Source organism: Pseudonocardia sp. HH130629-09 (genome assembly GCF_001294645.1).
In the GTDB taxonomy this organism is placed as follows: Bacteria; Actinomycetota; Actinomycetes; order Mycobacteriales; family Pseudonocardiaceae; genus Pseudonocardia.
Map to the genome: position 1 here is coordinate 4,474,938 of NZ_CP011868.1, position 18,749 is coordinate 4,493,686.

At 75.1% G+C, this 18,749-nt stretch carries 17 protein-coding genes; 11 read left to right on the forward strand and 6 right to left on the reverse strand.

Annotated features, from left to right (window positions below; genetic code table 11):
• On the forward strand, positions 1–804 hold the full coding sequence (locus XF36_RS20635) for a DUF6542 domain-containing protein (protein WP_060713229.1): 804 nt from the start codon (positions 1–3) through the stop codon (positions 802–804).
• A gap of 185 nt (positions 805–989) precedes the next feature.
• On the forward strand, positions 990–1,538 hold the full coding sequence (locus XF36_RS20640; RefSeq protein ID WP_060713230.1) for a L,D-transpeptidase: 549 nt from the start codon (positions 990–992) through the stop codon (positions 1,536–1,538).
• A 70-nt stretch (positions 1,539–1,608) separates the two neighbouring features.
• On the opposite strand, the gene XF36_RS20645 is transcribed toward XF36_RS20640, so the two are convergent.
• On the reverse strand, positions 1,609–2,586 hold the full coding sequence (locus XF36_RS20645) for a 4-hydroxy-3-methylbut-2-enyl diphosphate reductase (protein WP_060713231.1): 978 nt from the start codon (positions 2,584–2,586) through the stop codon (positions 1,609–1,611).
• A gap of 104 nt (positions 2,587–2,690) precedes the next feature.
• Between XF36_RS20645 and XF36_RS20650 the strand changes: the two genes are divergently transcribed.
• From XF36_RS20650 to XF36_RS20660, 3 genes are read left to right on the forward strand one after another with little or no spacing between them, the layout of a single operon-like run.
• On the forward strand, positions 2,691–3,299 hold the full coding sequence (locus tag XF36_RS20650) for a lipid droplet-associated protein (protein WP_060713232.1): 609 nt from the start codon (positions 2,691–2,693) through the stop codon (positions 3,297–3,299).
• Complete coding sequence (xseA, locus tag XF36_RS20655; RefSeq protein ID WP_060713233.1) at positions 3,296–4,534, forward strand: exodeoxyribonuclease VII large subunit; 1,239 nt, start codon at positions 3,296–3,298, stop codon at positions 4,532–4,534. The genes XF36_RS20650 and xseA overlap by 4 nt, the downstream gene beginning before the upstream one ends.
• A complete protein-coding gene (locus tag XF36_RS20660) occupies positions 4,531–4,761 on the forward strand; it encodes an exodeoxyribonuclease VII small subunit (RefSeq protein ID WP_060713234.1) in 231 nt (76 codons plus the stop codon). Before xseA ends, XF36_RS20660 begins: the two co-directional genes overlap by 4 nt.
• 72 nt (positions 4,762–4,833) lie before the next feature.
• Here XF36_RS20660 and XF36_RS20665 read toward each other — a convergent pair whose 3' ends face one another.
• Together XF36_RS20665 and XF36_RS20670 are read right to left on the reverse strand one after the other, a co-directional pair.
• Entirely contained in the window at positions 4,834–5,805 is a 972-nt protein-coding gene (locus XF36_RS20665) for a hypothetical protein (protein ID WP_064485470.1), read from the reverse strand.
• A 156-nt stretch (positions 5,806–5,961) separates the two neighbouring features.
• Complete coding sequence (locus tag XF36_RS20670) at positions 5,962–6,591, reverse strand: DUF4245 domain-containing protein (protein ID WP_060713236.1); 630 nt, start codon at positions 6,589–6,591, stop codon at positions 5,962–5,964.
• 439 nt (positions 6,592–7,030) lie between these two features.
• Here XF36_RS20670 and glpX point away from each other — a divergent pair, with 439 nt between their 5' ends.
• The 4 genes from glpX (at position 7,031) to XF36_RS20690 (ending at position 12,440) form a co-directional block, all read left to right on the forward strand.
• Positions 7,031–8,017: a class II fructose-bisphosphatase gene (gene glpX, locus XF36_RS20675; RefSeq protein WP_238589355.1), complete on the forward strand. Its 987-nt coding sequence runs from the start codon at positions 7,031–7,033 to the stop codon at positions 8,015–8,017.
• Positions 8,018–8,071: 54 nt separating this feature from the next.
• On the forward strand, positions 8,072–9,472 hold the full coding sequence (locus XF36_RS20680; RefSeq protein ID WP_060713238.1) for a class II fumarate hydratase: 1,401 nt from the start codon (positions 8,072–8,074) through the stop codon (positions 9,470–9,472).
• A gap of 136 nt (positions 9,473–9,608) precedes the next feature.
• Positions 9,609–10,865: an EAL domain-containing protein gene (locus XF36_RS20685; RefSeq protein ID WP_060713239.1), complete on the forward strand. Its 1,257-nt coding sequence runs from the start codon at positions 9,609–9,611 to the stop codon at positions 10,863–10,865.
• A 45-nt stretch (positions 10,866–10,910) separates the two neighbouring features.
• A complete protein-coding gene (locus XF36_RS20690; RefSeq protein WP_060713240.1) occupies positions 10,911–12,440 on the forward strand; it encodes an ATP-dependent DNA ligase in 1,530 nt (509 codons plus the stop codon).
• On the opposite strand, the gene XF36_RS20695 is transcribed toward XF36_RS20690, so the two are convergent.
• Positions 12,371–13,147 carry a UTRA domain-containing protein gene (locus tag XF36_RS20695; RefSeq protein ID WP_168169544.1) on the reverse strand — a complete coding sequence of 259 codons (777 nt, stop codon included), beginning with the start codon at positions 13,145–13,147 and terminating at the stop codon, positions 12,371–12,373. The genes XF36_RS20690 and XF36_RS20695 overlap by 70 nt on opposite strands.
• A 90-nt stretch (positions 13,148–13,237) precedes the next feature.
• On the opposite strand from XF36_RS20695, the gene XF36_RS20700 reads away from it, so the two are divergent.
• The gene (locus XF36_RS20700) at positions 13,238–14,683 is read left to right on the forward strand and encodes a GuaB1 family IMP dehydrogenase-related protein (protein ID WP_060713242.1); all 1,446 of its coding nucleotides are present in this window, start codon (positions 13,238–13,240) and stop codon (positions 14,681–14,683) included.
• Positions 14,684–14,726: 43 nt separating this feature from the next.
• A complete protein-coding gene (locus tag XF36_RS20705) occupies positions 14,727–15,551 on the forward strand; it encodes a class II aldolase/adducin family protein (protein WP_082375548.1) in 825 nt (274 codons plus the stop codon).
• Between the two features lie 51 nt (positions 15,552–15,602).
• On the opposite strand, the gene XF36_RS20710 is transcribed toward XF36_RS20705, so the two are convergent.
• Complete coding sequence (locus XF36_RS20710) at positions 15,603–16,883, reverse strand: PhoH family protein (protein WP_043278933.1); 1,281 nt, start codon at positions 16,881–16,883, stop codon at positions 15,603–15,605.
• 454 nt (positions 16,884–17,337) lie between these two features.
• The gene (locus tag XF36_RS20715; RefSeq protein WP_064485662.1) at positions 17,338–18,591 is read right to left on the reverse strand and encodes a hypothetical protein; all 1,254 of its coding nucleotides are present in this window, start codon (positions 18,589–18,591) and stop codon (positions 17,338–17,340) included.
• Positions 18,592–18,749: the final 158 nt, after the last annotated feature.

An 18,749-nucleotide genomic window follows, 5' to 3' on the forward strand; every position in this document is an offset into this window, starting at 1 on the left:
GTGCGCGAGCGGTCCCTGCTCCCCCCGGTCCTCGGGGTCCCGCCGCTCGCGGCGACCGCCCTGGCCGTCGGCACCACCGCTCTCGGGGTCCTGGTGGACCTGCTGCGGATCGGCACCGTCGGTCGGGTGTTCGAGGTCTGCTACCTGCTCGGTTGCGTGCTCGCGGTGTCCTGGGTCCGCCGGCGCAGCCTGTTCCTGCCGGCCGTGCAGCCGCCGCTGCTGCTCGCCGTCGTCGTCCCGCTGGTCGCGGTGCTCATCGGCGCCCCGTCCGGTGGCGGCGCGGCGCAGAGCCTGCTCATGGCGGGCGCACCGCTCATCAACGCGTTCCCGGCGATGGCGGTGACCACGCTGGTCGTGCTGCTCGTCGCCGGCCTGCGGGTGCTGCGCCAGCGGCTGGGCCCGGACGACGCGGTCGGCCGGCTGCGGCAGCGCCTGGGCCGTGACCCGGGCGGGTACGACCCGGACGGGCCCGGCGGGCGGACCCGGGCGCCGCGCGGTGCGGGTACCCCCGGCACGGCGACCGCGGCCCGGTCCGGCACGTCCGGCACTGCCCGCACCGGGTCGGCCACCGGGTCGACCCCGACCGGCTCCGCCCGGCGCGACGCGGCCCGCACCGGGTCCACCGCGCGCGCCGGGTCCACCGGCACCGGGGTCTCGCGCACCGGCTCCGCAGCGCGCTCCACCGGGTCCGCGCGCTCCGGCTCCTCCCGCGCGGAGTCCCCCCGTGTCGATCCGTCCCGCTCCGATCCCACCCGCGGGTCGACGCGCGGGGCGACCGGCCGGACACGCCGCGACACCCGCTGACGGCGGAACCGGCGCTCCGCATGCATCCGCCCAGGTGGACGGCCGGAACGTACCCCGCAGACCGCCCGGGTGACGACGGACCGGACAATGGGAGCAACCCACTGCCCTCCCGAGCGTCTTCCCCATCGGGGGCACGGCGTGACCCCGCCGCTCCCCCCGACGCACGCCGGAACCACTGGAGAGCCATGTCGACCACCCGCAGCCCCCGCAGGACGCGACCCGCGATCGTCGTCGCGCTGGTCACCGCGGCCGTCGCGCTGATCGGCGTCGGCACCGCGATCGCCGGGACCCCGGCCGCCCAGGCCTTCCGGGACCAGCCGCTCGTCGCGGGCACCCCGTGCACCGTCACGGCCCGCGCCTGTGTCGACCTCGACTCGCAGCGCTCCTGGCTGTTCACCGACGGGAAGATCACTCACGGGCCCGTCCCGGTCGCCATCGGCGGCCCGGGCAAGGAGACCCCGATCGGCCACTCCCTGCGGGTGTACCGCAAGGAGCAGCTCCACAAGAGTGGCGAGTACACGATGACCAACGGCGAGCCCGCCCCGATGCCGTGGGCGGTGTTCTTCCAGGACGGCGGCATCGCCTTCCACGAGGGCCGCACCGACACCCCGTCGGCGGGCTGCGTCCGGCTCGCCCCGGAGAACGCGAAGCTCTGGTTCGACACCCTGCAGATCGGTGACCAGGTGCAGGTCGTGTCGGCGAAGCAGGTCCAGGCGGACCGCGCGGCGGGCTGACCGCCCCACCCCCTGTACGCCGCAGGCCCCGGACCGAGTCGGTCCGGGGCCTGCGGCGTGCGTGACGGGCTCAGTTCACCGGGGTCAGGCCCAGCGACCGGCCGCGCGGCGGGCGCAGCTCACGGGGCAGCGAGAAGGTCAGGGTCTCCTCGGCGGTGTCGACCTCCTCGACCGAGCCGAAGCCGCGCTCGGCCAGGTACTCGACGACGCCCTGCACCAGGATCTCCGGCACCGACGCGCCGCTGGTAATCCCGACCGTCGTGACGCCGTCGAGCCACGACTCGTCGATCTCACGGGCGTAGTCGATCAGGTACGAGGCGCCGGCGCCGGCGCCGAGGGCGACCTCGACCAGACGCACCGAGTTCGACGAGTTCCGCGACCCGACGACCAGCACGAGGTCGCAGCGCGGCGCCATCGTCTTCACCGCGACCTGACGGTTCTGCGTGGCGTAGCAGATGTCGTCAGACGGGGGGTTCTGCAGCTTCGGGAACCGCTCGCGCAGGGCGCGCACGGTATCCATGGTCTCGTCGACGCTGAGCGTGGTCTGCGAGAGCCACACGACCTTCTCCGGGTCGCGGACGGTCACGGAGTCGACGTCGGCGGCGGACTCGACGAGCTGGATGTGCTGGGGCGCCTCACCGGAGGTCCCCTCGACCTCCTCGTGCCCGGCGTGCCCGACGAGCAGGATGTCGTAGTCCTCGCGGGCGAACCGCTTCGCCTCCTGGTGGACCTTGGTCACCAGCGGGCAGGTCGCGTCGATGGTCTGCAGGTTCCGGCCCGAGGCCTCGGCACGGACCGCGGGCGAGACGCCGTGCGCGGAGAACACGACGTGCGCACCCTCCGGGACCTCCGACGCCTCGTCGACGAAGATCGCGCCGCGCTCGCGCAGCGTCTCCACCACGTGCTTGTTGTGCACGATCTCCTTGCGGACGTACACGGGGGCGCCGTACTGGTCGAGTGCCTGCTCCACCGCCTCGACGGCACGGTCGACGCCCGCGCAGTAGCCGCGGGGCTTGGCGAGCAGGACCTGCTTGGCAGAACCGGACATGCCCCCAGGGTACGGACCACCCCCGGAACGGGCAGCCGTACGTGACCGGCCCGACCGGGCGCCCGGCGCGACAGGCGACCGCGGATCAGGGGACAATGGCGTGCATGTCTCCGCTGCCGTTCCCCGTGCGGATCGCCGCCGGCCTCGTCGTGACCGCCGTCGAGCAGGCCCGAGAGCTGCCGCGACACGCCGTCGAGCTGCCGGTGACCGCAGTCAGCCAGGCGTTGCAGGTGTCCATGCGGGTCCAGCAGCGGATCACCGAGCTGGCGATCAAGGGCGACCGCGCGCTGGGCACCCTGCGTCCCGCCGACGACGTCCCCAGCTGGGCGACCTTCGACGACGACCTGGCCGACGGCGCCGACCTCTCGCCGCCCGACCCGGAGCCGATCGCCCCGCCGCTGCCGCCCGCCGCCCCGGCCGGCCGCAACGGCACCGTGTCGTCGCTGCGGCCCGCCCGCACCGGCATCCCGATCGACCGGTCCCCGTCGTCCCGGCCGGCGGCGGCGTCGAACCGGGCCGAGGCGAGCGCGACCGTGCCGGCCGTGCTGCCCGAGTACCCGACGATGACCGTGCCCCAGCTGCGCGGCAAGCTCCGCACACTGAGCCTCGACGACCTCGCGGACCTCCTCGCCTGGGAGACCGCACACGAGAACCGGCCGCCGTACGTCACGATGCTGACGAACCGGATCGCGACGGTGTCCGAGAACCGTTGAGCGCCACGACCTCCGAGGAGGACCCGTGGCCGGTCCGCACGGTCGCCCGCAAGATCGCCGAGTGGGTCGACCGGCTCGGCGCGGTGTGGGTCGAGGGCCAGCTCGCCCAGGTCAACGCCCGCTCCGGGACCGCGTTCCTGACCCTGCGCGACCCGGCCGCCGACATCTCCCTGCAGCTGACGGCGCCGTCGTCGCTGGTGCGCGACGCCGGCGGCGCCGTGACCGAGGGCAGCCGGGTGATCGTGCACGGCAAGCCGTCGTTCTACCTGGGGCGCGGCACGCTGTCGCTGCGCGTCGACCGGATCCGCGCGGTCGGTCTCGGCGAGCTGCTGGCCCGTATCGAGCGGCTGCGCAGGCTGCTCGCCGCCGAGGGACTGTTCGACCCGTCCCTCAAGCGGCGCCCGCCGCTGCTCCCGCACACCATCGGTCTGGTCACCGGGCGCGACTCCGCGGCCGAGCACGACGTGGTCCGCAACGCCACCGCGCGCTGGCCCGCGGTGCGGTTCCGGATCGAGAACGTCGCCGTACAGGGCGGGCTGGCGGTGGAACAGGTCGTCGGCGCGCTGCGGGCGCTCGACCGCGACCCGGACGTCGAGGTCATCGTGCTCGCCCGCGGCGGCGGCAGCGTCGAGGACCTGCTGCCCTTCTCCGACGAGACGCTGTGCCGCGCCGTCGCCGCCTGCCGCACCCCGGTCGTGTCGGCCATCGGGCACGAGCCGGACACCCCGCTGGTCGACCACGTCGCCGACGTGCGCTGCTCCACCCCGACCGAGGCCGGACGCAGCCTGGTCCCCGACCTCGCCGAGGAGACCGCCCGGATCTCCGGGCTGCGCGACCGGGCCCGCCGAGCCCTGCACGACTGGGTCGACCGCGAGCAGCACCGCCTCGACGACCTGCGACGGCGGCCGGTGCTCGCCGACCCGCTGCGCATGGTCACCGCCCGGGAGGGCGAGATCGCCGACGCCCGCGCCGCCGCCCACCGCGCGGTGCTGCGCCGGCTGGACCGGGCGTCGTCGGAGCTGGAGCACCTGGGCGCCCGGCTCGCCGCGCTCGGCCCGACCGCGACCCTGGCGCGCGGCTACGCGATCGTGCAGCTCGCCGACCGCACCGACGACGTGCCCCCGCTCCTGCGGTCGGTCGCCGACGCGCCCGCCGGCACCGGCCTGCGGATCCGGGTCGCCGACGGCGCCGTCGCCGCCACCGTGACCACCACCCCCGACCCGGAGACCCGATGAGCGACCGACCGGCAGTGGAGACCCTGGGCTACGAGAAGGCCCGCGACGAGCTCATGGAGGTCGTGCGCGCGCTGGAGGTCGGCGGCCTCGGCCTGGACGAGTCCGTCGCGCTGTGGGAGCGCGGCGAGGCCCTGGCCAAGCGCTGCGACGCCCAGCTCGCCGGCGCCCGCACCCGCATCGAGGAGAAGCTGGCCGACGCCGACTCCGACGACCCCGACGGCACCTGAGCTTCCGACACGGGATGCGGCGTCCCACACGGGTTCCGGCCCCGTGTGGGACGCCGCATCCGGTGTGGGAGGTCACCGGGGCGGCAGCCTTGTGCGGAGGCGGGTCAGGAGGGCGGTGGGGGCGTCCAGGTCGCGCCAGGTCCACCGGACGACGTGCAGGCCCAGGTCACGGAGCCGGTCCTCGCGGACCTTCTCCTCGGTGATCACCTGCCCTGCGGTCCTCCCCGGCGGGAGCAGACGCCCGTACTTCCCCTCGCCGTCGAACTCCCCGACGACGGGCGGGCTGCCGTCCCACCAGAAGTCGACGGTCGCGCACCACCGGCCGCCGGCGACCCGGACCTCGCGCTGCAGGTCGGGGACCGGGAGCCCGGCCGCGTGGAACAGCACGCGGCTCCGTGACTCGCCCGGGCTCGCGGCGCGCCCGTCGGCGAACCGCGCCACGCGCACCGCGGCCACCGTCCCCCGGCGACGACGCTCGGGGCGTGCCGCGGTCAGGAGCCCGTACCGCCGGGCCAGACCGTCCGCGACGACGACCGCCTGACCGAACGGCACCGTCCTGGCCACGTCGGCGACGGTGCGGGCGGGCGCGGTCACCAGGATCCCGCGCACCCGCAGCGTCTCCGCGGGATCGAGGGGCACCGCGTGGATGACGAGGTCGTATCCCCGGCGAGCCCCGGTCGACGCCGACCGCGTGGCGTGGACGCGGTCCAGCGGCACGTCCCAGATCTCGGTGTCGTGCACGACCGCGGCGGAGACGTGGCTGACGACCGCGGGCGACTCGAGCCGACGCACCACCCCGCGCACGGCGCGCTCGTGCCCGGCGACGAGCTCCTCCCAGTGCCGACCGGGATCCCCCCGCGGCCTCGGTGGCCCCAGTGTCCCCGGCGGGCCCGGCGACCCCGGCGGCCCGGCACCGCGGTACCTCCCGCGGCAGACCCGCACGATCGCCCCCGAGCCCACGGTGTGGCGGATCTCGGCCTCGCTCATCCCCGCGGCGAGCAGCTCCGAGCGCCGCACGGGCGTCGTACCGGGCAGAAGGTCCATGCCCCGACCCTGCCCCGCAACGCCCCCACCCACGCCCCCGAACCCCGCCCCTGTAGACAACCCCCCGCGATGTGGACAACCACGTCCCACAGGGTTCCGGCGGCGCACACGGGATCGGACCCCCTGTGGGACGTCGGACTCCGTGTGGGACCGGGGTCAGGAACCGGGTGGGAAGACTCGGGCGGTGGTGAGGGCTTCGGCGAGGGTTCGGAACCGGTCCTCCGACGCCGAGCCGGTCACCAGGACACGGACCTCGGGACGGCCGGGCAGCGTCGCGATCCGGAAGGGCTCGCCGCCCTCGGCGCCGTAGACCTCCCAGGTCAGGCCGCCCGCCTGCACGGCGCCGCGCATCGTCGGGGGTCCGTCGCCTCGGCCCGCGGAGCCGGACTCGGTGGCGAGGACGCCCTCGACCGACCCGTCGGTCTGGACCAGGCTCAGGAAGTCAGCGTCGGGAGTGACGAAGCCGATGCGCACGGCGGTGCCGCCGCCCTCGACCGGGCCACGGTCGGTGGAGTTGGCCCGGAACGGCACGTCCGGCAGCCGCAGCGGGAAGGTCGAGCCGCGGGCGTACTCGGCGATCCGGGCCGGGGCATCGACTGTGGGCGCCGACGCGGCGTCCTCGGCCGGGCTGCCGGGCGAGAACGAGCACGACCCGCCGACCGAGAAGATCAGCAGCGCGACCGGGACGAGGATCAGGCAGGCCCAGATCAGGTCGCGCACCGACGCGTCGCCGCGGCCGGGCTTGTGCATCGCCTGCGGGCCGGCCTCCGGGATCCGGCGGGTCACCGGCGGCGGCTGCGGCCGTCCGGCCCGAGCCGCATCCGCGGGCGCGGCGGCCGGAGCCCGGGCCGCAGCGGGAGCCGGGTCCGAGTCCGCAGCCGGGTCCGCGGCTGGGGAAACAGGCGCGGCCGGGTCAGGGGCAGCCGGATTCGGGGCCGCCGGGGACCCGCCGGGCCCCGAGGCCTCCGGGCGCTCCGAGGACGGCGTTCCCGGGTCAGGTCGTGCGCTCACGTGTCCATCGTCCCAGGCATGGCGTCGGTCGCTCATCACTGCTCCCCCGGGGCCCCACGTGCGAGGATCGCCGGGCGCCTCCCCGTACGCCGGTCACCACCCGGGCGAGGGGACGTCGCCGACGAGCACGCCGCCCGTGAATGGAGACGTATCCGTGAGCCAGTCCGCCAGCCCCGCCCCCCGCCGTCGTGAGGCGCCCGACCGCAACCTGGCGATGGAGCTGGTCCGGGTCACCGAGGCCGCCGCCATGGCCGCGGGCCGCTGGGTCGGCAAGGGCGACAAGAACGGTGGCGACGGCGCCGCCGTCGACGCCATGCGCCAGCTCATCTCGTCGGTGTCGATGCGCGGTGTCGTCGTCATCGGCGAGGGCGAGAAGGACGAGGCCCCGATGCTGTTCAACGGCGAGGAGGTCGGGAACGGCGAGGGCCCGTTCTGCGACGTCGCCGTCGACCCCATCGACGGCACCACGCTGATGGCCAAGGGCATGCCGAACGCGCTCGCGGTGCTCGCCGTCGCCGAGCGCGACGCGATGTTCGACCCGTCCGCGGTGTTCTACATGGAGAAGATCGCGGTCGGCCCGGACTCGGCCGACGTCATCGACATCACCGCACCGGTCGCGGAGAACATCCGCCGGGTCGCGCAGGCGAAGGAGACCGACGTCGCCGACGTGACGGTCTGCGTGCTCGACCGCCCGCGGCACGAGCAGATCGTCGCCGAGATCCGCGAGGCCGGCGCCCGGATCTCCTTCATCTCCGACGGCGACGTCGCCGGCGCCATCGCCGCGGCACGTCCCAACTCGGGTGTGGACATGCTCTACGGCGTCGGCGGCACCCCGGAGGGCATCATCACCGCGGCCGCGCTCAAGTGCATGGGCGGCGAGATCCAGGGCCGCCTGTGGCCCACCGACGACGCCGAGCGGGAGAAGGCCCTCGCCGCGGGCCACGACCTCGACAAGGTCCTGACCACCGCCGAGCTCGTGCGCGGCGAGAACGTCTTCTTCTGCGCCACCGGCATCACCGACGGCCCGCTGCTGCGCGGCGTCCACTACCGGGGCGGCGGCGCGACCACCCAGTCGATCGTGATGCGGTCCAAGTCCGGCACGGTGCGGCTGATCGACGGCTACCACCGCCTCACCAAGCTGCGCGAGTTCTCCTCCGTCGACTTCGACGGCGTCGAGGGCGAGGCCCCGCCGCTGCCGTGAGGTTAGGCTCACTTAACACTGCGGGACGGGTCGCGGAGGAGTAGACCTTCGCCCATGAGCGAGGACTTCCGCATCGAGCACGACACCATGGGCGAGGTCCGGGTCCCCGCCGACGCGCTGTGGCGGGCCCAGACCCAGCGCGCGGTGGAGAACTTCCCGATCTCCGGCCGTGGCCTGGAGCGCGCCCAGATCCGCGCGCTCGGCCTGGTCAAGGCGGCCGCGGCCCGGGTGAACGGCGAGCTGGGCGTACTGGACGACGACCGGGCCCGCGCGATCGCCGCGGCCGCCGACGAGGTGGCCGCGGGCGGGCACGACGACCACTTCCCGGTCGACGTCTTCCAGACGGGCTCCGGCACGTCGTCGAACATGAACGCCAACGAGGTGATCGCCTCGGTGGCCGCCCGCGCCGGCACGGACGTACACCCGAACGACCACGTCAACGCCTCCCAATCGTCGAACGACGTCTTCCCGACGACCATCCACCTCGCCGCCACCGAGGCGCTGGCGACCGAGGTCGTCCCGGCGCTGGAGCACCTCGAGGCCGCGTTGCGCCGCCGCGCCGCGGACTGGTCGGAGGTCGTGAAGGCCGGCCGCACCCACCTGATGGACGCCGTCCCGATCACCCTCGGCCAGGAGGCGGGTGGCTGGGCCAGCCAGGCCGGCTACGGCGCCGACCGCGTCCGCGACGCACTGCCCCGCCTCGCCGTCCTGCCGATCGGCGGGACCGCGGTCGGCACCGGACTGAACGCGCCGGACGGGTTCGGCGCCGCCGTCGTCGCGAAGCTGCGCGAGACCACCGGTCTGGAGCAGCTCGCCGAGGCCACCGACCACATCGAGGCCCAGGGCTCGCGCGACGGCCTGGTCGAGGCCTCCGGCGCGCTGCGCACCGTCGCCGTGTCGCTCTACAAGATCGCCAACGACCTGCGCTGGCTGTCGTCCGGACCGCGGACCGGGCTGGCCGAGATCCACCTGCCGGACCTGCAGCCGGGCAGCTCGATCATGCCGGGCAAGGTCAACCCGGTGATCTGCGAGGCCACGATGATGGTCTGCGCCCAGGTCATGGGCAACGACGCGTGCGTCGGCTTCTCCGGCAGCCAGGGCAACCTGGAGCTGAACGTGATGATGCCGGTGATGGCGCGCAACGTGCTGGAGTCCGCACGACTGATCGCGAACGTGGCGCGGCTGCTCGCCGACAAGGTCGTCGACGGGATGGAGGCCGACCTCGAGCGCACCCGCGAGTACGCCGAGTCCTCGCCGTCGATCGTCACCCCGCTGAACTCGAAGATCGGTTACGAGGAGGCGGCGGCCATCGCGAAGCAGGCGCTGAAGGAGCGCCGGACCATCCGCGAGGTCGTGATCGAGCGCGGGCACGTGGCGAACGGGACGCTCACCGAGGCCGAGCTGGACCGCGCCCTGGACGTGCTGGCGATGACCCGCGGCGAGAAGCGCTCCTGACCCCGGCTGCGCCCGGTCACCGGCCGGGCGCACCGAGTCAGTCCACCCGCTGTTCATCTCTGGTCCCCGTTCGGTCCACATCGACGTGACAATGTGTGAGCGTCAGTCGATCACTTTCACTCGAACGGACCGCACCATGGCCGACCAGCGCTTCGCGTACGTCCCCGTGCACGATCTGCGCACCGGTCGCGTCGCCGGGGTCGAAGTGGTGCCGCGCCGGCAGCACGACGCGGTGGGCGTCGTGGCCCGCGACCGCGGCTGGGACGCCCGCCGGATCGCCGAGCTCGACGCGGGTACCGCGGTCTCGGCGGTCGCGTCGGCCCGCGCGCACGGCGGCACGGTCCCGATCCAGGTCGACGTCGCCGCGGACACCGTCCTGCACGCGCGGGAGCGGCTGCGCGGGATGCTCGGCGACGCCACCGACCCGGTGGCCCCCCTGCTGGAGGTGGGGCCGCCGATCGCCGCCGCGGCGCCGGCCGAGCACCTCGTCCCGGCACTGGCCGAGCTGCGGCGGTGGGGATTCCGGATCGGGCTCGACGGGGCCGGGCGCGCGTTCGGGCCCGAGGTGGTGGCCGCCGTCCGGCCGGACATGGTGAAGCTGGAGCCCGACCTCTGCGGCGGGGTGCTCGACGCGGGCACGGGGGCGGCCGTCCGCGCGGTGATCGAGGTGTCCCGCACGGCCGGGGCGCCGGTCGCCGCGACCGGGGTCCACGACGCGGGCCGGCTGGTCGGACTGTTCGTGACCGGCGTCGCCCTCGCCCAGGGCCCGCTGCTGGGCGGGGCGCGCGCCGTCCCCGAGGCCGACCCGGCGACCCGTGCGGAGCTCCTCGGACTGCTGAGCGCGGTGCCGCAGCCGTTCACGCCTCGGTCCGCGCCGCCCGGGGTCACACCGCCCGGGGTCACGCCGTCGGTCCCCGAGCGCGCCGCGACACCCCGGCCGGCCGGTCCCCCGGTGCGCGGGCTCGCCGTCCCGGCCGTGACCCTGCCCGACGACGCCGTCGGCGACACCGCCCGCGAGGTGCTGCGCGCCCGCCCCGAGTCGGCCGGGATCGTCCTGGTCGACCGGGCGCACCGGCCGGTCGGCTACCTCGACCGCAGCCGCGTCCTGCTCCAGCTGGCAGGCAGGTTCGGCCACGCGCTGTGGGCCGAGAAGCCGGCGACCGAGCTGGCGGACCCGCCGCGGACCGTCGACGAGCGGACCCCGCTGCACCGCGCGATGGAGATCGGTCTGGCCGGCGACCCGGCCCGCGGCTACGACGACCTGGTCGTCGTAGCACCGGACGGCACCTGCCGCGGGGTCGTCCCGGTCGCCGAGCTGTGGCGCCGCGCGATCCTGCCGCCCGCGGGCGGCCCGCGTCCCGCACCGGCACCGCAGGTCGTGCGCACCGCCTGACCCGACGACGCGCGGGCTGTCGGGGGTCGCTGCTTCACTGATCCGGTGCTGTTCACCGACGTCGTCACCACCTCGGCCTCGGTCGGGGCGACCCGCGCGCGCAAGGAGAAGACCGCCGCGCTCGCCGGGCTGCTGCGCGCCGCCGCGCCGGCCGAGGTCGTGCCGGTCGTCGCGTGGCTGTCCGGAGTGCCCCGGCAGGGCCGGATCGGCACCGGCTGGCGGACCCTGTCGGGCGTCGACGTGCCGGCCGCGGCGGCGCCGTCGCTGACGGTGGAGCGGGTCGACGCCCTCCTCGACGACCTGGCCGGCACCGCGGGGACGGGCTCGGCGGCCCGGCGCCGTGAGCTGCTCACCGAGCTGTACGGCGCCGCCACCGCCGAGGAGCAGCGGTTCCTGCACCGCCTGCTCACCGGCGAGCTGCGCCAGGGGGCGCTGGAGGGGCTGATGGTCGTCGCCGTCGCCGCCGCGGCCGAGGTGCCGGCGGCGCCGGTGCGGCGGGCGTTCATGCTGTCCGGGCGGCTCCCCGAGACGGCGGCGACCGCGCTGACCGGCGGCGAGGAGGCACTCGCCGGGGTGGCGCTGGAGGTGGGCAGGCCGGTCCGGCCGATGCTCGCCTCCCCCGGTGACTCGCTCGACGCCGCGCTGGCCGGGCTCGGCGCCGACGTGACCGTCGAGCACAAGCTCGACGGCGCCCGCATCCAGGTGCACCGCCACGGCGACGAGGTGCGGGTGTGGACCCGGACGCTGCGCGAGATCACCGCTCGCGTGCCCGAGATGGTGGACCTGGTCCGCGGGCTGCCGTGTGGCACCGCGGTGCTCGACGGCGAGACCCTCGCCCTCGACGACGACGGCCGCCCCCGCCCGTTCCAGGACACGATGAGCCGGTTCGGGACCGAGGAGTCCGGCGGCGAGGTGATGCTGTCGCCGTTCTTCTTCGACCTGCTCCACCTCGACAGCCGCGATCTCGTCGACGAGCCCACCGAGGTGCGGCTCGACGCGCTCGCCGGGCTGCTGGCCGCCGACGTCCACGCCGCGCTGCGGATGCCGGGGGTCCGGCGGCCGTCGCCGGAGCAGGCGGCCGTGGTCCTCGTTGAGGCGCTGACGGCGGGGCACGAGGGCGTCGTCGTGAAGGACCTGGCCGCGCCGTACGCGGCCGGTCGGCGCGGCAAGGCCTGGCAGAAGGTGAAGCCGGTGCACACCCTGGACCTGGTGGTGCTGGGCGCCGAGTGGGGCTACGGGCGGCGCACCGGGTCGCTGTCGAACATCCACCTCGGCGCCCGCGACCCGGACGGCGGGGAGCCGGTCATGGTCGGCAAGACGTTCAAGGGCATGACCGACGAGCTGCTGGCCTGGCAGACCGCGACCTTCCCGGACTACGAGACGTCCCGGGAGCCGGGGGTGGTGCACCTGCGCCCGGAGCTGGTCGTGGAGATCGCGCTCGACGGCGCGCAGCGCAGCACCCGCTACCCGGGCGGTGTGGCGTTGCGCTTCGCCCGGGTGCTGCGCTACCGGCCGGACAAGACCCCGGCCGAGGCCGACTCCCTCGACGCGGTGCGGGCGCTGCTGTCCGACTGAGCCGACCCGGCGCCGTCGCGGGCCGCGGTCACCGTCCCGGTCGGGTCGGCACGCAGCACACTGACGGCGAGGACCCGACCGTCGCCGCCGGTCAGGGTGCGTTCGGCGCCCAGCAGCGGAGCCCCGGCGGCGACACCGAGCAGCGCCGCGGAGTCCGGGTCGGCGGGCACCGGGCCGGAGCGGGTGTCCGCCCACGCCGGGTGCAGTCCTGCTTCGGTCAGCTGCAGGTCGAAGGGACCGGTCCCGGGCACCGCGAGCAGCCGCGCCGCGGCCGTGGTCGTCACGTAGTGGGTCTCCAGCACCGCGCCGCCACCGGCCGTCGCCGAGACGCACTCGGTGCGCAGGCACGGCGCCCCCACCGGCACACCGAGCCACTCGGCGAGCACGTCGGGTGCGGCGATCCCGGTGCGCTCCAGCCAGCGCGGGAGGCGGGTGCCTGTGCCCGTGACGGCGGCCCGTCCGGGGTAGTGCGGGCGGGCGACGATCCGGTACCCGGTCGGCCCCGGCCGCAGCAGCCCCTCCTCGCCCAGCAGACCCAGGGCAGCCCGGACGACGGCGCGCGGCACGGCGTGGCGCACCATCAGCTCGTCCTCGCCGGGCAGCAGGCCCCCGGGGCGCCCGCCCTCGGCCACCGCGATGCGCAGCAGGTCACGGAGCCGGCGCACGTCTGCGGCACGCACACGAGGGTTCGGCGACGGCACCGGCATGTACCCGACGGTAGGCACACGGGGTTGCCCGGCGGTTCCCCTCACATGACGGACGCGTGACAACGCCCCGGGGCGTAGCATTCCGATATCGTGCGCTTCCTCGACGACCGCCGGCCCGAGCACGACCTGACCTACGACGACGTCTTCCTCGTCCCACGCCGTTCCACCGTGACGTCCCGCTTCGACGTGGACCTCACGGCCCCGGACCGTTCCGGGGCCACGGTGCCCGTGGTGGCGGCGAACATGACCGCCGTCGCCGGACGCCGGATGGCCGAGACACTCGCCCGGCGCGGCGCGCTGACCGTGCTCCCGCAGGACGTGGCGACCGATGCCGTCGCCGAGATCGTGTCCTGGATCAAGTCCCGGCACCCGGTGTGGGACACCCCGCTGGTGCTGCGCACCTCCGACGCGGTCGCCGACGCGCTGAACCTGCTGCCCAAGCGGGCCCACGACGCCGTCGTGGTCGTCGACGACGGCGGCCGCCCGGTCGGCACCGTGTCCGAGGCGCACTGCGCCGGGGTGGACCGCTTCACCCGCCTCGCCGACGTCCTCGACCCGGACCCGCTGGCGCTGCCGCTGGGCACCGAGCCGCGCGAGGTGTTCGAGCAGCTCGACACCCGCCGCAAGGCCGTCGCGCTCGGCCTCGACGGCGACGGCCGCCTCGCCGGCCTGCTCACCCCGCTCGGCGCGATCCGCGCCGGGATCTACTCCCCCGCCCTCGACGGCGCCGGCCGGCTGCGCACCGCGGCCGCGATCGGCATCAACGGCGACGTCGCGGTGAAGGCGAAGGCCCTGCTCGACGCCGGGGTGGACGTGCTCGTCGTCGACACCGCGCACGGCCACCAGGAGAAGATGGCCGACGCGCTCGGCGCGGTCCGCCGTGTGGTCGACGAGGCCGGGGCCACGGTCCCGGTGGCCGCCGGCAACGTGGTCACCGCCGAGGGTGTCTCCGACCTGGTCGAGGCGGGCGCCGACATCGTCAAGGTCGGCGTCGGCCCCGGCGCGATGTGCACGACCCGGATGATGACCGGCGTCGGGCGCCCGCAGTTCTCCGCGGTCGCCGAGTGCGCCGCCGCGGCCCGCGAGCGCGGCGCCGTGATCTGGGCCGACGGCGGGGTGCGCCACCCGCGCGACGTGGCACTCGCCCTGGCCGCCGGCGCGGCGTCGGTGATGATCGGCTCCTGGCTGGCGGGCACCTACGAGTCCCCCGGAGACCTGCTGCGGGACGAGCACGGCCGCGCGTACAAGGAGTCGTTCGGGATGGCGTCCAAGCGCGCGGTCAGCGCACGCACCCGGGCCGACAACGCGTTCGACCGGGCCCGCAAGGCGCTGTTCGAGGAGGGCATCTCGTCCTCGCGCCAGCGGCTGGACCCGGACCGCCCCGGTGTGGAGGACGTGCTCGACGAGATCTGCTCGGGCGTCCGCTCCGCGTGCACCTACGCCGGTGCCCGCTCGGTCGACGAGCTGCACGAGCGCTCCGTCGTCGGGGTGCAGACCACCGCCGGGTTCACCGAGGGCACCCCGCACGGCCTCTGAGCCACCCCTTGACCCGGCGCGCGATCCGGCGCACGGTCGGGTCATGGCCGCCCCCACGCAGGACACCACCACCAGCAGCTCCGGTACCGCCGCCCTCGGCGGCGGCGGTACCGGCGGTCTGCCGGTCCCACCGACGTTCGCCACCTCCGCCGAGGAACGCCTGCACCGCAAGCAGCAGCTCGCGGGGGCGTTCCGGATCTTCGGCCGCTTCGGCTTCGGCGAGGGCGTCGCCGGGCACATCACCGTGCGCGACCCGGAGGACCCGGAGATGTTCTGGGTCAACCCGTTCGGCATGAGCTTCCGGCACATCCGGGTCTCGGACCTGATCATGGTCGACCACCACGGCACGGTCCGGCACGGGAACCGCCCGGTGAACCAGGCCGGGTTCGTCATCCACTCGGCCGTCCACGAGGCGCACCCGCACGTCGTCGCGGCCGCGCACGCCCACTCGGTGTACGGCAAGGCGTGGTCGTCGCTGGGCCGGCCGCTGGACCCCATCACCCAGGACGCCTGCGCCCTCTACGAGAACCACGGCGTCGTCCACGAGGGTGCCGGCGCGGTCGTGCTCGACCCGGAGGCGGGCCGGGCCCTGGCCCGCGGTCTGACCGGCCGGCGGCTGGTCTTCCACCAGAACCACGGGATCTTCTCCGTCGGCGAGACGGTCGCGGAGGCCGCCTGGTGGTTCATCTCGACCGAGCGCAACTGCCAGGCGCAGCTGCTGGCCGAGGCCGCGGGGACGCCGACACTCGTCGACCACGCCAACGCGCGGTTCACCGCCGAGCAGACCGGCACGCCGTACGCCGGCTGGTTCTCCTACCAGCCGCTGTGGGACGAGGTCGTGCGTACCGACCCGGACCTGTTCGACTGAGACACACCACGGCCCCCGTCGGCGACTGCCGACGGGGGCCGTGTGCCGTCGTCAGGAGTTGGGTCCCTCCAGCATCTCGGTGACCAGCGCGGCGATCGGCGAGCGCTCACTGCGGGTCAACGTGACGTGCGCGAACAGCGGGTGGCCCTTCAGCTTCTCGATGACGGCGTTGACGCCGTCGTGCCGTCCGACGCGGAGGTTGTCGCGCTGCGCGACGTCGTGGGTGAGCACGACGCGCGACGCCGTCCCGAGCCTGGACAGCACCGTGAGCAGCACGTTGCGCTCCAGCGACTGCGCCTCGTCGACGATCACGAACGTGTCGTGCAGCGACCGGCCGCGGATGTGGGTCAGCGGCAGGACCTCCAGCAGGCCGCGGGCGATGACCTCGTCGATGACGTCCTGGCTGACCATCGCCCCCAGGGTGTCGAAGACGGCCTGCGCCCAGGGCTGCATCTTCTCGACCTCGCTGCCCGGGAGGTAGCCGAGGTCCTGCCCGCCGACGGCGTAGAGCGGCCGGAAGACCACGATCTTGCGGTGCTGCCGTCGCTCCAGCACCGCCTCCAGGCCCGCGCACAACGCGAGCGCCGACTTGCCCGTCCCGGCGCGTCCGCCGAGGGACACGATCCCGACCTCGTTGTCCAGCAGCAGGTCCAGCGCGATCCGCTGTTCGGCGGAACGGCCGTGCAGCCCGAACGCCTCCCGGTCCCCGCGCACCAGCTTGACCCGCTTGTCCGCGGTGACCCGCCCGAGCGCGTTCGATGCCCCGATCAGCCGCAACCCCGTGTTGCAGGGCAGGTCGCGGGCCTCGTCGTGGTCGATGACGCCGTCGCGGAACAGCGCGTCGACGTCCTCGGCGGTCACCTCGAGGTCGGTCATGCCGGTCCAGCCCGAGAACAGCACGTCCTGGCCGTGGTACTCGTCGGCGTCCAGACCGACCGCGGCGGCCTTGACCCGCAACGGCATGTCCTTGGTGACCAGCGTGACGTCCGGTGGCACGGACGGGTCCGCCTTCAGGTTCAGCGCACAGGCCAGGATCCGCGAGTCGTTGGAGTCGGTGCGGAACCCGGCCGGCAGGACCGTGGGGTCGGAGTGGTTCAGCTCGACGTGCAGCGTGCCGCCGGACTCGCCGATCGGCACGGGCGCGTCGAGACGGCCGTACCTGACGCGCAGCTCGTCGAGCTGGCGCAGCGCGGTCCGGGCGAACCAGCCCAGTTCGGGGTGGTGACGCTTGGCCTCCAGCTCACTGATGACGACGAGCGGCAGGACGACCTGGTGCTCGTCGAAGCGCTGCAGCGACCACGGGTCGGACAGCAGCACGGACGTGTCGAGCACGTAGCAGCGGGTGGTACCTGCCGGTGCGTCCCCGACGGACCCCTGCGGTGCGGGGGTCGGGTCGGTGAGGGCGGGACGACGATCGGTCACGGGTGCTCCCTCGCAGGCGCGGCACCGCACCTGCTCTGCGTCGGGCCGGCCGGCCCTCGTGCGGGCCGCGACGACGCGGAGGGACCATGGCGGTCCTCCGGCCGGCACGCCCGCGAGGGCCGGGTGCCGGCCCTCTCGGGTGCGTGTGACACCACTCCAGGGCCTCCCGAACGGGCCGCATCGGGTACAGCCCGTCGACATGGACGCTACTAGTGGTCACCCTCGTGCGGTCAATAGCAACGCTCCGTCGGATCGCGACGTTGACCCCTGATGGAACAGTCGTAACGTGCCGTTCATCGCGTGACCGGTACCGTCCGGCGTCGAGTCGGGTAGAGACACCTCGTTCGACTGCGAGCCGTTCGGCTCAGTCGGAGACCGGCGTACGGAGCAACTCGCCCGCCGCCGGGGGTGGTCCGACGCGATCCGGACCGCGTCCGCTGCCACCGTCGGTGACCAGATCCGACGGCACGACCGGGGTGTCGAGCAGGGCCGCCAGCGCAGCGGCCGGACCGTCCGGGGCCGCGGCCAGCCGGGCGCGCACGAGCGGGCCGCCCTCGGCGTAGGTGACCGGGTAGGTGCGCCACTGGGGATGGTCGAGGAAGTCGAGCATCCGCCGCGCCCGGTCGTCGTCGACCAGCAGCCATCGGGACAGGTGGGCGAGCACCGCGTCGGGGCCGGCGCCCTCGACGTGGCGCATGAGCGCGGCGTCGAGCCGGACCCGGCCGAGCAGGTCCAGCTCCCGTTCGATCCGCTCGGCGGCCGGGCCGTCGAGGTGCACGCCGACGCCCGCGAGGACGCGTTCGGCGACCGGGCCCCAGCCGGGGCCGGGCACCACGTCGACGGCGGCCTCCGCCGCGCCCTCCGCGACGAGCCCCTGCGGGCTGTGGACCAGTCGCAGCGCCAGCTCCGGGTGCCGCGCCGACGCGATCTCGACCCGGCAGTACTGCAGGTGGTGGCCGGGGTAGGCCTCGTGGGCGAGCAACGGCAGCAGCGACCCGGCGCGCACCCGGCCGGTCGTCGCGACCGAGACCCGGCTGTGCAGCCCGCCGCGGTAGCGGGTGAACGCCGTCCAGGGACGCGCGCCGACGAGGCCGACGTCGGCGCGCTCGCCGGCCGGGAGCCCCAGCGTGTCGCGGGTGCGGCCGCGCAGCTCCGCAACGACGGCGGCGACCGCGGCGGCCAACCGGTCGGCCGGGACGACGTCCGCGGCCCGGTGGTCCCGCATCCGGGCGGCCAGCGGACCGCGCCCGGGCAGCACCGCCGCCAGCCTGCGGTGCGCCTCGTGCAGCTCGTCCGGCTCGCTGCGACGCGGGACCACCCCGAACAGGTCGCGGACCTGCTCGAGGTAGCCGATGTCGTCGCCGGCGAGCAGCCGGGCCCGGCACCGCAGCGCGACCAGCAGCGCCTCCAGGTACCGGCGACGGCCGGCCGGGAGTTCCGCGGCCGCGACCTCCGCACGCAGCCGTCCGGCCGTGACGACCAGGGCCGCCGGGTCCTGGAGCGGCTCCGCGGCCACCCGCCGGGCGATCGACGGGTACGGCGGCGGCCCGTCCAGCACCCCCGGCCGCAGCCGGTCCAGCCGCGACGCGAGCTCCGCCGTCGCGTGCAGCAGGTCCACCCCCGGAGCGTAGGCGGCCCGGAACCGAACGACCGCGGGGGCGGCCGGTGACGCGTCCGTTCGGACGTATCCGGCCACGCAGGGTGCACGATCCACGGACGACGACGGCTCGGACGCGCGGGGGCAGAACAACCTATTTGGGGAGTATCGGAACCGTC

Bases quoted from the DNA above. Each gene is read 5' to 3' on its own strand.
- XF36_RS20640 (WP_060713230.1), top strand. From the start codon at position 990: ATGTCGACCACCCGCAGCCCCCGCAGGACGCGACCCGCGATCGTCGTC.
- XF36_RS20695 (WP_168169544.1), bottom strand. From the start codon at position 13,147: ATGCCGGTGCCGTCGCCGAACCCTCGTGTGCGTGCCGCAGACGTGCGC.
- XF36_RS20660 (WP_060713234.1), top strand. From the start codon at position 4,531: ATGAGCGACCGACCGGCAGTGGAGACCCTGGGCTACGAGAAGGCCCGC.
- XF36_RS20645 (WP_060713231.1), bottom strand. From the start codon at position 2,586: ATGTCCGGTTCTGCCAAGCAGGTCCTGCTCGCCAAGCCCCGCGGCTAC.
- XF36_RS20680 (WP_060713238.1), top strand. From the start codon at position 8,072: ATGAGCGAGGACTTCCGCATCGAGCACGACACCATGGGCGAGGTCCGG.
- XF36_RS20665 (WP_064485470.1), bottom strand. From the start codon at position 5,805: ATGGACCTTCTGCCCGGTACGACGCCCGTGCGGCGCTCGGAGCTGCTC.
- XF36_RS20685 (WP_060713239.1), top strand. From the start codon at position 9,609: ATGGCCGACCAGCGCTTCGCGTACGTCCCCGTGCACGATCTGCGCACC.
- XF36_RS20650 (WP_060713232.1), top strand. From the start codon at position 2,691: ATGTCTCCGCTGCCGTTCCCCGTGCGGATCGCCGCCGGCCTCGTCGTG.
- glpX (WP_238589355.1), top strand. From the start codon at position 7,031: ATGGAGCTGGTCCGGGTCACCGAGGCCGCCGCCATGGCCGCGGGCCGC.
- XF36_RS20705 (WP_082375548.1), top strand. From the start codon at position 14,727: ATGGCCGCCCCCACGCAGGACACCACCACCAGCAGCTCCGGTACCGCC.